The following is a 12,555-nucleotide window of genomic DNA, read 5'->3' as shown; positions in this document are numbered from 1 at the left end:
CCCGTGCGCCCGCCACACCCCCGGACGTCGTTGACCCGCACCGCGGCGCGTGATGGCCTCCCCCCATGCGCATCCTCCTGAGCCGAGCGGGCCGAGCCCTGCCCGTGGTCGCGGCCGCCGCCGCGCTGGCCGCCGTCACCGCCCTGCCCATGGCCACGGCCACCGCCGCCGTGGCCTCGCCCGTGGCCCGTGCGGCCGTCGGCGACGAAGCCCCCTACATCGTCACCGTGCACAAGGACGTCGATCCGGCGACGGTGGCCCGGATGGTCGGGGCCTCCCCGGACTACGTCTACCGCACCGCCCTGCACGGTTTCTCCGCCCGGCTGAGCCCCGGCCAGGTCGTGGCCCTGCGCGTCATCCCCGGCGTGGAGTCCGTACAGGAGGACGGCGGCGTGTCCTCCTTCGGCACGGCCGACTGACCGGAGCGCCTCCCCGGCACGGCCCGCCCCGGCCGCGCCGGCTCCCCGGCACCTCTCCGTCCTCACCCGGCGCTTAGGGTTACGTGGATCAACTCACCGGTTGGTCACGGGGGGATCGGGGGGAGACCGATGAACAGCGCGACCGATGTGTTCCAACCGCTGCGGGCTGACGATCCGCAGACCGTGGGCGGCTACCGCCTCGCCGCGCGGCTGGGCTCGGGAGGCATGGGCCGGGTGTACCTGTCGCACACCCAGGGCGGCCGCCCCGTCGCGATCAAGGTGGTGCATCCCGAGCTGGCCGAGGACCCGACCTTCCGGCGGCGCTTCCGCCGGGAGGTGGAGGCCGCGCGGCGGGTCCGGGGCGCGTACACGGCCGAGCTGATCGACGCCGACGCGCAGGCGACGCCGCCGTGGCTGGCCACCGTCTACGTGCCCGGCCCCTCGCTGTCGGAGGCCGTCGCCCGGCGCGGGCCGCTGCCCGACGCCGCGGTGGTGTGGCTGATCGCGGGCGTGGCCGAGGCCCTCGTGGCCGTCCACGACGCGGGCATCGTGCACCGGGACCTGAAGCCGTCGAACGTGCTGCTGGCCGCCGACGGGCCCCGGGTCATCGACTTCGGCATCTCGCAGGCCTCCGGCCTGACGGCCACCGCCACGGGCAACACCATCGGCACGCCCCAGTACATGGCCCCCGAGCAGGGGCTGGCGGGCGAGACCACGCCGGCCACCGACGTCTTCGCGCTCGGGCAGACCGCGGCGTTCGCGGCGCTGGGCAAGCCGCTGTACGGGGACGGGCCGTCCATGACCGTGCTGTTCCGGATCGTGCACTCCCAGCCCGACCTGACCCGGCTGCCGGAGCCGCTGCGTCCGCTGTTCGCGCTGTGCCTGGCCACCGAACCGGCAGAGCGGGCCACCCCGGCGGAGATCCTGGCGTGGTGCCGCGCCTACCTGGGCGAGGAGGCCACCGCCGGCGGCGGACCGGCCGTCTGGCGGGAGGTGGCCGGCCTGGAGGAGGAGGTACCGGAGCCGGTCGCACGGCCCGCCGCGGCAGGCGCGACGTCGGGGAGCGACACCTCGGGCGGCGCGGCCTCGGGGGACGCGGCCCCGAGCGGTGCGGCCCCGGGCGGTGCGGCCCCGGGCGGTGCGGCCCCGGGCGGCGCGGGACACGTGACGGCCGCCCCGGCGGGAGCCGCGGCGTCGCCGGCGACATCGGCCGCGGCGGCGGCGGCCGCCGGGCTCAAGCGGCGGCGGACCGCGCGGGTCGCCACCGTGGCGGCGGTGACGGGTGCGCTGACGCTCGGGGGCCTGGGCTGGAAGCTCATGGACGTGACGGACCGGGCGGCCGAACGTGAGGCGGCGGCCGCGGCCAAGCCGTCCGGCCCGGCGCCGGCGACCGGAGCCACCCCCTCGCCCACTCCGACGCCGAGCGCGTCCCAGCCGCCCAAGCCCGTCCCCTACCCGGGGCTGGAGCTGAACGAGAAGAACTCGATCAGCATCAAGGAGCCCGTCCAGCACGACGACGGCGACCGCACGGGGGACATCCGCATGAAGTGCGGGCTGGCCAGCGGCTGCACGATGCAGAGCGACGCGAGCGTGTTCTCCATGCCGCAGAAGGCGGGCACCGGCAACCTCGAAACGTGCCGCGAGGAGCTGAGGTTCGCCAGGGAGAACGACCTGACGCTGCATGTCCTGGCGGCCGGCAGCGAGGTCTGCGTCAGACACCCCTCGGGGGACATCGCGCTGTTCGTCATCGGGATCAAGTCGGCCCCGGGCCTGTCGAAGGACCCCAGCTGGATCAGGGCCGACATGACGGTCTGGCGCGCGGCCTCCTGACGCAGGGCGTCACGCCGCCCGCTGCGGCGCGTCCGCGTCGAGGGCCACGACGAGGAAGGCGTCCCGGTCGAGGTCCATCACGACGGTCGCCCGCTGGCCCCGCTCCCGGCACCTGGCCGCGTACTCCTCGGCGGGCCAACTGCCGTAAGGGTCACCGGCGGGAAAGGAGTTCAGCACCTTCGTACGGCGCACGGCTTCCACCTCCTGCTCCTGGACGACGAACCGCCCTCACCGCCCGGATGCCCCGTCCCCCGCATCCCATGCGCCGCCGCGTCACGGGGCGTGGACGGCCGTGCCAACACCGATCGTGTTGCCGCGGCCCACGGACTGCGGCCCACGGCAGTCGTGCCGGGGCCGTCGGCATCGGCGTCGGCACCGGCGCGGCGTCGGCGTGGGCCCCGCGATTCAGCCGCGGGCCGCCTCGACGAAGGCGCGGATCAGCTCCGGAGACTTCACGCCGCGCTCCCGCTCGACGCCGCTGGACACGTCCACGCCCCACGCCCCGGTGGCGGCGAGCGCCTCGCGCACGTTGCCCGGGTTCAACCCGCCGGCCAGCAGCCACCGGCCGTCGGGCGCGGTGAAGTCCGCCGAGCCCCAGTTCCACGGCTTGCCGGAGCCCGGGTCGGGGGCGTCGAGCAGCAGCAGGTCCTCGCCGTACTCACCGCAGCGCTCCACCCGCCGGGCCGTGGCCCGCAGCAGGGTGCGGCCCTCGGCGCGAAGCGCCGCGAAGTCCTCGGGGCCCTCCTCGCCGTGCAGCTGTACGCCCCGCACTCCGCTCTCCTCGGCGAAGCGGCGCACCTCCTCGACGGACTGCCCGCGGAACACCCCGACGGTCAGCACCGTGTCCGGCACCCGGGCCGCCAGCTCGCGCGCGGTGGCGGCGTCGACCGTACGGGGGCTGCCGGGCGCGAACACGAACCCGACGGCATCGGCCCCGGCCGCCACCGCGGCGTCGACGTCCGGCGCGGTCCTGAGCCCGCAGATCTTGACGAAGAGGTCAGCCATGCGTCCAGCCTATGCGGACCCGGACGGCCGGGCCGGAGCCGGGCCGGAGCCGCCGGCATGCCCGACCGCCCGCGCGCATGCCGGCGTACTCCGGCCGGGCGTCGCTCACCGCCCCACCTGCACAGGACCGAGCACGGTCCCGCCGACGAAGGCCGCGAGATGGGCGGCGCCCGCGTCGTCGGCGGTCGCGAAGTGCACGTAGACGGTGTGCCGCCCGTCGGGATGGTCCTCGTTGAGGTCCAACTCCACACGCTGGTTCGTCGGGTCGGCCGACGAGGACGGTATGCCGGGCACGTCCGGCCAGGCTCCCCGCCACAGCATCGTGGCCGCCCCGCCGCGCAGCGCCCGCAGGAACGCCTGCTCCACCGGCCCGGGAGCCGCGTACGCGTCGACGGTCAGCGGCAGCGCCGCCGCCAGTTCGCGGTCGTCGCGCGGCAGTTCGGCACCCAGGTACCAGGTGTCCGCCGCCGCCCAGTAGTCCGACGGATCGAACATCCCCGCCGGGAGCAGCGCCGCCATTCCCCGGGCCTCGGCGACGCTCTCGGTCCGCGCGCACAGCCACATCTCCGGTTCGAGCGGCCGCATCCGCCCGCACAACATCCGCGCCCGCCGGTACGCCTCACCGACGTCATCGGTCCGGTACACGGGATACGCCCGCGAACTCCCCATCCCGCCCTCAGCCCTGCTCCGGCTCGCCCAGCACGGCCCCGCCGATCGCGGCGGCGAGCCGCTCGGCCCGGCCGGGGTCGCCGTGCTTGGTCACGTGGACGTAGAGCGAGTGGACCCCGGTGGTCCGCCGGCACCATTGGCTTTCGTCGCTGTTGAGGACGAGCTGCACACCGTCGTAACCGGGTGAGGGGTACGAGCCGAACTCGGGCTCGTCGGGCCAGCACCCCTCCCACCGCACCGAAGCCGGCCCGGCGCCCACGGCCCGGACGAAGTCCTCGTCGCGGACCCCGCCCGGCAGCTCCTCCACGGCGCAATAGAGCGGAAGCTCTGCGGTCAGCTCGGTGTCGGCGGCCGTCGCCACGTCCAGAGCGAAGTAGAGGGTCTCGCCCGTCACCGGATCGCTGCGCCCCTCCACGTAGTCGTGGATCGCATCCGGCAGCAGCCCCGCCAGCCGACGCAGGTCCGCGACCGTCAGCGCCACGGCGCCCACGTACACCTGCGCGTACCTCTCGGCCAGCAGCCCGCACAGATGTCGCGCCTTTGCATAGGCCTCGGCCGGATCGGCGGTGCGCAGCACGGGATGAGCGACGGAGTTCCCCATGGCCGTACGTTCACACGCCCCCGCCCACCCCGGCCAGCGGTTTTCACCGCCCGATCGGGCCCATCCGGAGGAATACGGGGACGATCATGATCGAGCGGGCCACACCGGCCGGGAACGCCCGAGGGCGGCACCCCCCGCGGGGGGTGCCGCCCTCGTTCGAGAACAGCCGATCAACCAACAGGTCGATCAGAAGTCCATGTCACCGCCCGGCATGCCGCCCGGAGCGGCCGCAGCCTTCTCCGGCTTGTCGGCGATGACGGCCTCGGTGGTCAGGAACAGCGCGGCGATCGACGCGGCGTTCTGCAGCGCGGAGCGCGTGACCTTCGCCGGGTCGATGATGCCCTCGGCGATCATGTCGACGTACTCGCCGGTCGCGGCGTTCAGGCCGTGGCCGATCGGAAGGTTGCGCACCTTCTCGACGACGACGCCACCCTCGAGACCACCGTTGACGGCGATCTGCTTGAGCGGGGCCTCCAGGGCGAGCTTCACGGCGTTGGCGCCGGTCGCCTCGTCACCCTCGAGCTCCAGCTTCTCGAAGACCGCGGAGGCCTGCAGCAGGGCCACGCCGCCACCGGCGACGATGCCCTCCTCGACGGCCGCCTTCGCGTTGCGGACGGCGTCCTCGATGCGGTGCTTGCGCTCCTTGAGCTCGACCTCGGTCGCGGCACCGGCCTTGATGACGGCCACGCCGCCGGCCAGCTTCGCGAGGCGCTCCTGGAGCTTCTCGCGGTCGTAGTCCGAGTCGGAGTTCTCGATCTCGGCGCGGATCTGGTTCACGCGACCGGCGACCTGGTCGCTGTCACCGGCACCGTCGACGATGGTGGTCTCGTCCTTGGTGATGACGACCTTGCGGGCGCGGCCGAGCAGGTCGAGACCGGCGTTCTCCAGCTTGAGGCCGACCTCCTCGGAGATGACCGTGCCGCCCGTGAGGATGGCGATGTCACCGAGCATGGCCTTGCGGCGGTCGCCGAAGCCCGGGGCCTTGACGGCGACGGACTTGAAGGTGCCGCGGATCTTGTTGACGACCAGGGTCGACAGGGCCTCGCCCTCGACGTCCTCGGCGATGATCAGCAGCGGCTTGCCGGACTGCATGACCTTCTCCAGGAGCGGCAGCAGGTCCTTGACCGAGCCGATCTTGGAGTTGACGATCAGGATGTACGGGTCGTCGAGGGACGACTCCATGCGCTCCATGTCGGTGGCGAAGTACGCCGAGATGTAGCCCTTGTCGAAGCGCATACCCTCGGTGAGCTCCAGCTCCAGACCGAAGGTCTGGGACTCCTCGACGGTGATGACGCCTTCCTTGCCGACCTTGTCCATGGCCTCGGCGATGAGCTCGCCGATCTGGGTGTCGGCGGCGGAGATGGAGGCCGTCGAAGCGATCTGCTCCTTGGTCTCGACGTCCTTGGCCTGGGCGAGCAGGGCGGCGGAGACGGCCTCGACGGCCTTCTCGATACCACGCTTGAGGGCCATCGGGTTGGCACCGGCGGCCACGTTGCGCAGGCCCTCGCGGACGAGCGCCTGGGCCAGGACGGTGGCCGTGGTCGTACCGTCGCCGGCGACGTCGTCCGTCTTCTTGGCGACTTCCTTGACCAGCTCGGCGCCGATCTTCTCGTACGGGTCCTCGAGCTCGATCTCCTTGGCGATGGAGACACCATCGTTGGTGATCGTGGGGGCGCCCCACTTCTTCTCAAGGACGACGTTGCGACCCTTGGGGCCAAGGGTGACCTTGACGGCGTCGGCGAGCTGGTTCATCCCACGCTCGAGGCCGCGGCGGGCCTCCTCGTCGAACGCAATGATCTTGGCCATCTGAAGTGGTCCTCCCGGACAGCGGTGGATTGCTCCCAGGACCGCGCCCGCGCCCGCGACGGACGGCCTGCGTGCCCGGCGGTTCCTTCCCACCGGACCCTGCGGGCCTCACCGACCCGGTCCTCGTTTCAGTAGCACTCTCACTCGGAGAGTGCTAACGCCAATGATTAGCACTCGACCCCCTGGAGTGCAAGCGGCTTCGACGAAGGCCCAGGTGACACGCGAGGGGCCCACATCCCGTGTCCGGGATGTGGGCCCCTCGTAGGTCTTCCGGGTCTTCGACGGAAGACCGAGCGTCTGTGGTCGATGCTCCAGGACTAGCCGAGCGCGAGCTTGACCATGTCCGCCTGCGGACCCTTCTGGCCCTGCGAGATCTCGAACTCGACCCGCTGACCCTCTTCAAGGGTGCGGTACCCGTCCATCTGGATGGCGCTGTAGTGGACGAACACATCCGCACCACCGTCGACCGCGATGAAGCCGTAGCCCTTCTCCGCGTTGAACCACTTGACGGTGCCCTGAGCCATGCCTAACTCCCCTATTACTGGCCCTTGCGCGGGAACGCACTTCGCGTTCCCGGGTCAGAACTTGCGTCGGAACGCGTCGACCGAGGCTGAATGTATCTGCGCGAGTGCTGTCTGCAACAGGTCAATCCGACGAGAATTCTGGACACCGAGAAACATTGAAATAGAGTGAAAATTTGGCATATTCCAGGGCAACTCGGGCCTGGCAAATTTCGCCAAAGCCCCATACCGCACCTGCACATTGACCCGATGTCGACCCTCACGCGACCCGTTCATATGCAGCGGGCAAGTCCAGCGGAGGGGACTTCCCCAACTCTACCGTGCCCAATCAAGCAGAATTACCCCCTCCGCTTTTAGCGGAGGGGGTAATTTCGGTTTACCGGGAGGGTCAGCAGCCGCCCGCGACGGCCGGGATGATCGAGACGCCGGCGCCGTCCGGCGTCACCGCCGCCAGCCCGCCCTCGAAGCGCACGTCGTCGTCGTTGACGTAGACGTTCACGAACCGGCGGAGCTTGCCCTGGTCGTCCAGGACGCGCGCGGCGATGCCCGGGTGGTTCTTCTCCAGGGACTCGATGACCTCGGCGAGGGTCGCGCCCTCGGCCGGGACTTCGGCCTGACCGCCGGTGTAGGTGCGCAGGATGGTGGGGATGCGGACGTTGACGCTCATGGCGCTACTGCCTTTCCGGGAGTGAGGAGATGTGGTCAGGCCAGGCCGGCGGCGCGGAACGCGTCCAGGCTGGGGCGGATGGTGGCGGTCTGCCCGCTGTCCGCGGCCACCGCCTCCAGGGTCTTGAGGCCGTCACCGGTGTTGAGGACGACGGTGGTCAGCGCCGGGTCGAGCTGCCCGTTCTCGATGAGCTTCTTCGTCACGCCGACGGTCACGCCGCCCGCGGTCTCGGCGAAGATGCCCTCGGTCTGCGCGAGGATCTTGATGGCCTCGACGACCTGCTCGTCGGTCACGTCCTCGACGAAGCCGCCGGTGCGGCGCGCGATGTCCAGGACGTACGGGCCGTCCGCCGGGTTGCCGATCGCGAGGGACTTGGCGATGGTGTTCGGCTTCTGCGGACGGACCACGTCGTGACCGGCCTTGAAGGCGGTCGACACCGGGGAGCAGCCCTCGGCCTGGGCGCCGAAGATCTTGTACGGCTTGTCCTCGACGAGGCCGAGCTTGATGAGCTCCTGCAGACCCTTGTCGATCTTCGTCAGCTGCGAGCCGGACGCGATCGGGATGACGATCTGGTCGGGCAGCTGCCAGCCGAGCTGCTCGCAGATCTCGTACGCCAGGGTCTTGGAGCCCTCGCCGTAGTACGGGCGGAGGTTGACGTTGACGAAGCCCCAGCCCTCGCCCAGCGGGTCGCCGATGAGCTCGGAGCAGAAGCGGTTGACGTCGTCGTAGTTGCCCTCGATGCCGACCAGCTCGCCGCCGTACACACCGGCCATGACGACCTTGCCCTGCTCCAGGTCGTGCGGGATGAACACGCAGGAGCGGAAGCCGGCCCGGGCGGCCGCGGCGCCGACGGCGCCGGCCAGGTTGCCGGTGGAGGAGCAGGACAGGGTGGTGAAGCCGAAGGCGCGGGCGGCCTCGACGGCGATGGCCACGACGCGGTCCTTGAAGGAGTGCGTCGGGTTGCCGGAGTCGTCCTTGACGTACAGCTTGCCGGTGACGCCCAGCTCCTTGGCCAGGTTGGCCGCGTCGACGAGCTTGGTGAAGCCGGGGTTCAGGCTCGGCTTGGAGGCCACGTCCGCGGGGACGGGCAGCAGCGGCGCGTAACGCCAGATGTTGTTCGGGCCGGCCTCGATCGCGGCGCGCAGGGCCTCGGGGTCACCGGTGGGGAGCTCGTAGGCGACTTCCAGGGGTCCGAAGCACTCGGCGCACGCGAAGATGGGACCGAGTTCGAAGCGGGTACCGCACTCGCGACAGGAAAGGCCCGTGGCAGGTCCGAGATCGACAGAGGTGGCGACAGTCTGTGCAGCCATGATGGCGAGGCCCTTTCTCCTCATCTTCCCCATGGCGCATTTCGCCATGAGACGGAATTGGCACCTTCCCTAGCCGGGGACCTCGCTGACGAGCGCTGCTGCGCGATCGCGAGAACCGACTGGAGGGTTGCCGGGGCTTCAACGGGCCGTGTCCCTCTGCCCCTCTGGATGAGCGGTATGGCACCGGCACACGCGCTCTGTGGCGCGCCGGTGCGTTTGTACGCGGGGGACCCCGGCATGCGGTGGTCCTTCGCGTTGTTCAAGACTGTAACCGAAGGGGCGGGCGGTTGAGACAGCCGTCCGAACCGCGAGATGGATCACATAACGGCCGATAACGCCGACGAGCAGGGAGTGCTGAGGGTGCTGGAAGAGGTGGAGCGATGGCTGGCCGACCGCTCCTGGTCCGCCGCCGACCGACCGCTCGACCAGCTGCTCGACCTCAAACGGGCGGCCGGGACCACGGTCAGCGTGGTGCTGCCCGCGCTGGACGAGGAGGCGACGGTCGGCGCGATCGTCGAGGTCGTCCGGCGTGAGCTGATCGAGGGACTGCCGGTCCCGCTCGTGGACGAGCTGGTCGTGATCGACTCGGGTTCGGCCGACCGGACCGCCGAGGTGGCGGCGAAGGCCGGCGCCCGCGTGGTGCACCGCGACGAGATCCTGCCGAGGGTCCCGGCGCTGCCCGGCAAGGGCGAGGTGCTGTGGCGCTCGCTGCTGGCCACCACCGGCGACATCGTCTGCTTCGTCGACGCCGACCTGCGGGACTTCTCGGCCTCCTTCGTCTCCGGGATCGTGGGCCCGCTGCTGACCGACCCCGGCGTGCAGTTCGTCAAGGCCATGTACGACCGGCCGCTGGGAGACGCCCCCGGCCAGGGCGGACGGGTCACCGAGCTGGTCGCCCGCCCGCTGCTGAACCTCCACTGGCCGCAGCTGGCCGGCTTCGTCCAGCCGCTGGGCGGCGAGTACGCCGTACGGCGCTCCCTGCTGGAGCGGCTGCCGTTCCCCGTCGGCTACGGCGTCGAGCTGGGCCTGCTGGTCGACGCACTGCACACGGTCGGCCTGGACGCGCTCGCCCAGGTGGACGTGGGCGTACGCCTCCACCGCCATCAGGACGGTCAGGCGCTGGGCCGGATGGCCGCGGCGATCTACCGCACGGCCCAGGTACGGCTCTCGCGCGGGCACCTCGTACGGCCGGAGCTGACGCAGTTCGAGCGGGGCCCGGAGGGCTTCGTGCCGCGCACGTACGCCGTGGACACCGAGGAGCGGCCGCCGATGCTAGGCGTGAAGGAGTACGGCCGGCGCCACGTGGCATGACCGTGTCCATACGTTTGAGCGAGCGCGGGCCGGGCTAGGTTCGGCGCATGGCTTCTCAGGTACTCGTCGCGGCGAACCGCGGCCCGCTCTCCTACGCCCTCTCCGACGACGGCACGCTCAGTGCCCGGCGCGGCGGGGGCGGTCTCGTCTCCGGACTCTCGGCGGCCCTCGCGGAGCAGCCGGGGGCACTGTGGATCTGCGCGGCGCTGTCGGACGCGGACCGGGAGGCGGTCCGGCAGGACGTCTCCGAGCCGGGCGTCCGGATGCTGGACATCGATCCCACGATGTACGACGACGCGTACAACGGCATCGCGAACTCGGTGCTGTGGTTCACCCACCACCACCTCTACGACGTGCCGCGCGAACCGGTCTTCGACGCGGCGTTCCGGCGCCGCTGGGCCTCGTACGTCGCGTACAACGAGGCCTTCACGCGCGCCCTCGCCGAGGAGGCGGCGCAGGGGGCCCGCGTGCTGGTGCAGGACTACCACCTGGCACTGGTCCCGGGGCAGTTGCGGGAGCTGCGGCCGGACCTGCGGATCGCGCACTTCACGCACACGCCGTGGGCCTCGCGGGAGTTCCTGGACATGCTCCCGCAGGACATCCGCGGCGAGCTGCTGTGGGGCATGCTCGGCGCCGACGTGGTGGGCTTCCACACCCGGGCCTGGGCCGACGCCTTCGCGGGCGCCGCGCAGCCGGACGACGCGCGGCGCGTGGCCGTGTTCCCGCTGGGCGTGGACGCCGACGAGCTGCGGGCGCTCGCGCACCGGCCCGAGGTGGACGAGAAGCTGGCGCAGCTGCGGGCGGAGGTCGCGGGCCGCAGGACGATCGCCCGGGTGGACCGGACCGAGCTGTCGAAGAACATCCTGCGGGGCCTGCTGGCCTACCGGGAGCTGCTGGAGGTCCACCCCGAGTGGCGGGGCCGGGTGGTGCACCTGGCCTCGGCGTACCCGTCGCGGCAGGACCTGAAGGTCTACCGGGACTACACGGAGGCCGTCTCGGAGCTGGCCGCGGAGATCAACGCGGAGTTCGGCACGGAGGACTGGCAGCCGGTGCTGGTGTCGGTGAAGGACGACTTCGCGCGGTCGCTGGCGGTCTACCGGATGGCGGACGTGGCGCTGGTGAACCCGGTGCGGGACGGGATGAACCTGGTGGCCAAGGAGATCCCGGTGGTGTCGGAGGCGGGGTGCGCGGTGGTGCTGTCCACGGGGGCGGGGGCGTACGAGGAGCTCCGCGAGGACGCGCTGACGGTGAACCCGTTCGACGTGTCGCAGACGGCGGAGGCGCTGCACGCGGCGCTGTCCATGCCGGATGAGGAGCGTGCGGAGCGCACCAAGCGCCTGGCGGCGGCCGCGACGGCCCTCCCCCCGTCGGCCTGGTTCACGGCCCAGCTCGCCGCCTTGGCCTGACCCACTGCCGGGGCTCCGCCCCGGACCCCGCGCCTCAATCGCCGGCGGGGCTGGATTTTCCAGCCGTCCGGCGTCTGAGGACCGGGTCCGGGCAGCGCCCGGGTGTCAGCGTCGCCCGGGGGCGGCGTCGCGCCCGGCAGCGGACGGTCAGCCCCGCAGGGCCACGGCCAGCGCGGCGAGGAAGGAGGCCACGGAGCCCGGTCCGGGGAGGACCAGGTCGGCGCGGGCGGCGAGTTCGGGGACTTCGGCCGAGCCGCTGCACACCAGCAGCCCCGGCAGGCCGTCGGCCCTGCGCTTCTCGACGGCCGAGTACGCGGCGAGGTCGCCCAGGTCGTCCCCGGCGTACAGCACCGTCTCCGCGTCCCGCTCCGCCAGGAACTCCGTCAGGGCCACGCCCTTGTCCATGCCCGGGGGACGCAGCTCCAGCACGGCCCGCCCCGGCTCGACCATCAGCCCGTGCCGGGCGGCCAGCTCCGTGAGGGGCTCGCGCAGCGCCGCGAAGGCCGCCGCCGGGTCCTGCGCCCGCCGGGTGTGGACGGCCAGCGCCCGGCCCTTCTCCTCTATCCAGGTGCCGCGCCAGGCCCCGATGGAGTCCAGGAACCCGGGCAGCTCGGCCCGTACGGCCGCCACCCCGGGGTGCTCGGCGGGGGCGTGGACTATGCCGGACACGGCGTCCCAGCGTTCGGCGCCGTAGTGGCCGAGGACGACGAGGTGTTCCAGTCCGGGCACCCCGGCGAAGCCGCCGTAGCGGACGGCGACGCCCGCGGGCCGCCCGGTGACCACGGCCACCGAGTCCACCTCGGGGGCGAGCGCCGAGAGCGCGGGAACGGCTTCGGGATGTGCCCGGGCCTGGTCCGGGTCCGGGACGATGTCGGCGAGTGTGCCGTCGAAGTCCAGGGCGACCACGGACCGGCGGGGTGCGCGGAGCAGGGCTTCGAGTCCCTCGCGTCCGGCTGCGGTGACGGGCATCGGCAGATCGTGCGGATGGCTCCCCATACGCACGACCCTAA

13 protein-coding genes and 1 riboswitch are annotated in these 12,555 nt (G+C 72.0%); of the genes, 4 read left to right on the top strand and 9 right to left on the bottom strand.

Going from position 1 to position 12,555, the window contains the following annotated elements; translation table 11 throughout:
• Positions 1–65 precede the first annotated feature (65 nt).
• Both OHA91_RS20965 and OHA91_RS20960 read left to right on the top strand, forming a co-directional pair.
• Positions 66–419, top strand: coding sequence for a protease inhibitor I9 family protein (locus OHA91_RS20965; protein WP_031158174.1), 354 nt, complete (start codon positions 66–68; stop codon positions 417–419).
• 129 nt (positions 420–548) lie between these two features.
• Positions 549–2,249: a serine/threonine-protein kinase gene (locus OHA91_RS20960; RefSeq protein WP_328739738.1), complete on the top strand. Its 1,701-nt coding sequence runs from the start codon at positions 549–551 to the stop codon at positions 2,247–2,249.
• A 9-nt stretch (positions 2,250–2,258) separates the two neighbouring features.
• Here OHA91_RS20960 and OHA91_RS20955 read toward each other — a convergent pair whose 3' ends face one another.
• The 8 genes from OHA91_RS20955 to thrC all read right to left on the bottom strand — a co-directional run bounded on the left by OHA91_RS20955 (position 2,259) and on the right by thrC (position 8,828).
• On the bottom strand, positions 2,259–2,441 hold the full coding sequence (locus tag OHA91_RS20955; protein WP_051893959.1) for a hypothetical protein: 183 nt from the start codon (positions 2,439–2,441) through the stop codon (positions 2,259–2,261).
• 213 nt (positions 2,442–2,654) lie between these two features.
• Positions 2,655–3,254 carry a phosphoribosylanthranilate isomerase gene (locus OHA91_RS20950; RefSeq protein WP_031158168.1) on the bottom strand — a complete coding sequence of 200 codons (600 nt, stop codon included), beginning with the start codon at positions 3,252–3,254 and terminating at the stop codon, positions 2,655–2,657.
• 105 nt (positions 3,255–3,359) lie between these two features.
• Positions 3,360–3,899 (bottom strand): hypothetical protein, encoded by a 540-nt coding sequence (locus tag OHA91_RS20945; RefSeq protein ID WP_031158166.1) that lies wholly within the window; start codon positions 3,897–3,899, stop codon positions 3,360–3,362.
• Between the two features lie 31 nt (positions 3,900–3,930).
• Positions 3,931–4,524, bottom strand: a complete 594-nt coding sequence (locus tag OHA91_RS20940; protein ID WP_031158164.1) for a hypothetical protein — start codon at positions 4,522–4,524, stop codon at positions 3,931–3,933.
• Between the two features lie 186 nt (positions 4,525–4,710).
• The gene (gene groL / locus OHA91_RS20935; RefSeq protein WP_030823434.1) at positions 4,711–6,330 is read right to left on the bottom strand and encodes a chaperonin GroEL; all 1,620 of its coding nucleotides are present in this window, start codon (positions 6,328–6,330) and stop codon (positions 4,711–4,713) included.
• 317 nt (positions 6,331–6,647) lie between these two features.
• Positions 6,648–6,854: a cold-shock protein gene (locus tag OHA91_RS20930; RefSeq protein ID WP_030009783.1), complete on the bottom strand. Its 207-nt coding sequence runs from the start codon at positions 6,852–6,854 to the stop codon at positions 6,648–6,650.
• A gap of 385 nt (positions 6,855–7,239) precedes the next feature.
• On the bottom strand, positions 7,240–7,518 hold the full coding sequence (locus OHA91_RS20925) for a MoaD/ThiS family protein (RefSeq protein ID WP_030854668.1): 279 nt from the start codon (positions 7,516–7,518) through the stop codon (positions 7,240–7,242).
• 35 nt (positions 7,519–7,553) lie between these two features.
• A complete protein-coding gene (gene thrC / locus OHA91_RS20920; protein WP_328739737.1) occupies positions 7,554–8,828 on the bottom strand; it encodes a threonine synthase in 1,275 nt (424 codons plus the stop codon).
• Positions 8,829–8,845: 17 nt separating this feature from the next.
• Positions 8,846–9,003: riboswitch (SAM riboswitch) on the bottom strand.
• A 185-nt stretch (positions 9,004–9,188) separates the two neighbouring features.
• On the opposite strand from thrC, the gene OHA91_RS20915 reads away from it, so the two are divergent.
• The gene (locus OHA91_RS20915; RefSeq protein WP_031158159.1) at positions 9,189–10,139 is read left to right on the top strand and encodes a glucosyl-3-phosphoglycerate synthase; all 951 of its coding nucleotides are present in this window, start codon (positions 9,189–9,191) and stop codon (positions 10,137–10,139) included.
• 47 nt (positions 10,140–10,186) lie between these two features.
• On the top strand, positions 10,187–11,545 hold the full coding sequence (locus OHA91_RS20910; protein WP_266500169.1) for an alpha,alpha-trehalose-phosphate synthase (UDP-forming): 1,359 nt from the start codon (positions 10,187–10,189) through the stop codon (positions 11,543–11,545).
• 147 nt (positions 11,546–11,692) lie between these two features.
• Here the strand turns inward: OHA91_RS20910 and otsB are convergent, their stop codons facing one another.
• Positions 11,693–12,541: a trehalose-phosphatase gene (gene otsB, locus OHA91_RS20905; protein WP_031158154.1), complete on the bottom strand. Its 849-nt coding sequence runs from the start codon at positions 12,539–12,541 to the stop codon at positions 11,693–11,695.
• Between the last annotated feature and the right edge of the window lie 14 nt (positions 12,542–12,555).

This window comes from Streptomyces erythrochromogenes, from assembly GCF_036170895.1.
GTDB classification, from domain to species: domain Bacteria; phylum Actinomycetota; class Actinomycetes; order Streptomycetales; family Streptomycetaceae; genus Streptomyces; species Streptomyces erythrochromogenes.
The sequence above is the reverse complement of the archived record's forward strand: the minus strand, read 5'-3'. Positions and strand labels throughout refer to the sequence as shown.

What these genes read in the sequence shown, in the direction of transcription:
- OHA91_RS20965 (WP_031158174.1), top strand. Translation starts at nt 66, where the DNA reads ATGCGCATCCTCCTGAGCCGAGCGGGCCGAGCCCTGCCCGTGGTCGCG.
- OHA91_RS20960 (WP_328739738.1), top strand. Translation starts at nt 549, where the DNA reads ATGAACAGCGCGACCGATGTGTTCCAACCGCTGCGGGCTGACGATCCG.
- OHA91_RS20950 (WP_031158168.1), bottom strand. Translation starts at nt 3,254, where the DNA reads ATGGCTGACCTCTTCGTCAAGATCTGCGGGCTCAGGACCGCGCCGGAC.
- OHA91_RS20940 (WP_031158164.1), bottom strand. Translation starts at nt 4,524, where the DNA reads ATGGGGAACTCCGTCGCTCATCCCGTGCTGCGCACCGCCGATCCGGCC.
- groL (WP_030823434.1), bottom strand. Translation starts at nt 6,330, where the DNA reads ATGGCCAAGATCATTGCGTTCGACGAGGAGGCCCGCCGCGGCCTCGAG.
- OHA91_RS20930 (WP_030009783.1), bottom strand. Translation starts at nt 6,854, where the DNA reads ATGGCTCAGGGCACCGTCAAGTGGTTCAACGCGGAGAAGGGCTACGGC.
- OHA91_RS20925 (WP_030854668.1), bottom strand. Translation starts at nt 7,518, where the DNA reads ATGAGCGTCAACGTCCGCATCCCCACCATCCTGCGCACCTACACCGGC.
- thrC (WP_328739737.1), bottom strand. Translation starts at nt 8,828, where the DNA reads ATGGCTGCACAGACTGTCGCCACCTCTGTCGATCTCGGACCTGCCACG.
- OHA91_RS20910 (WP_266500169.1), top strand. Translation starts at nt 10,187, where the DNA reads ATGGCTTCTCAGGTACTCGTCGCGGCGAACCGCGGCCCGCTCTCCTAC.
- otsB (WP_031158154.1), bottom strand. Translation starts at nt 12,541, where the DNA reads ATGGGGAGCCATCCGCACGATCTGCCGATGCCCGTCACCGCAGCCGGA.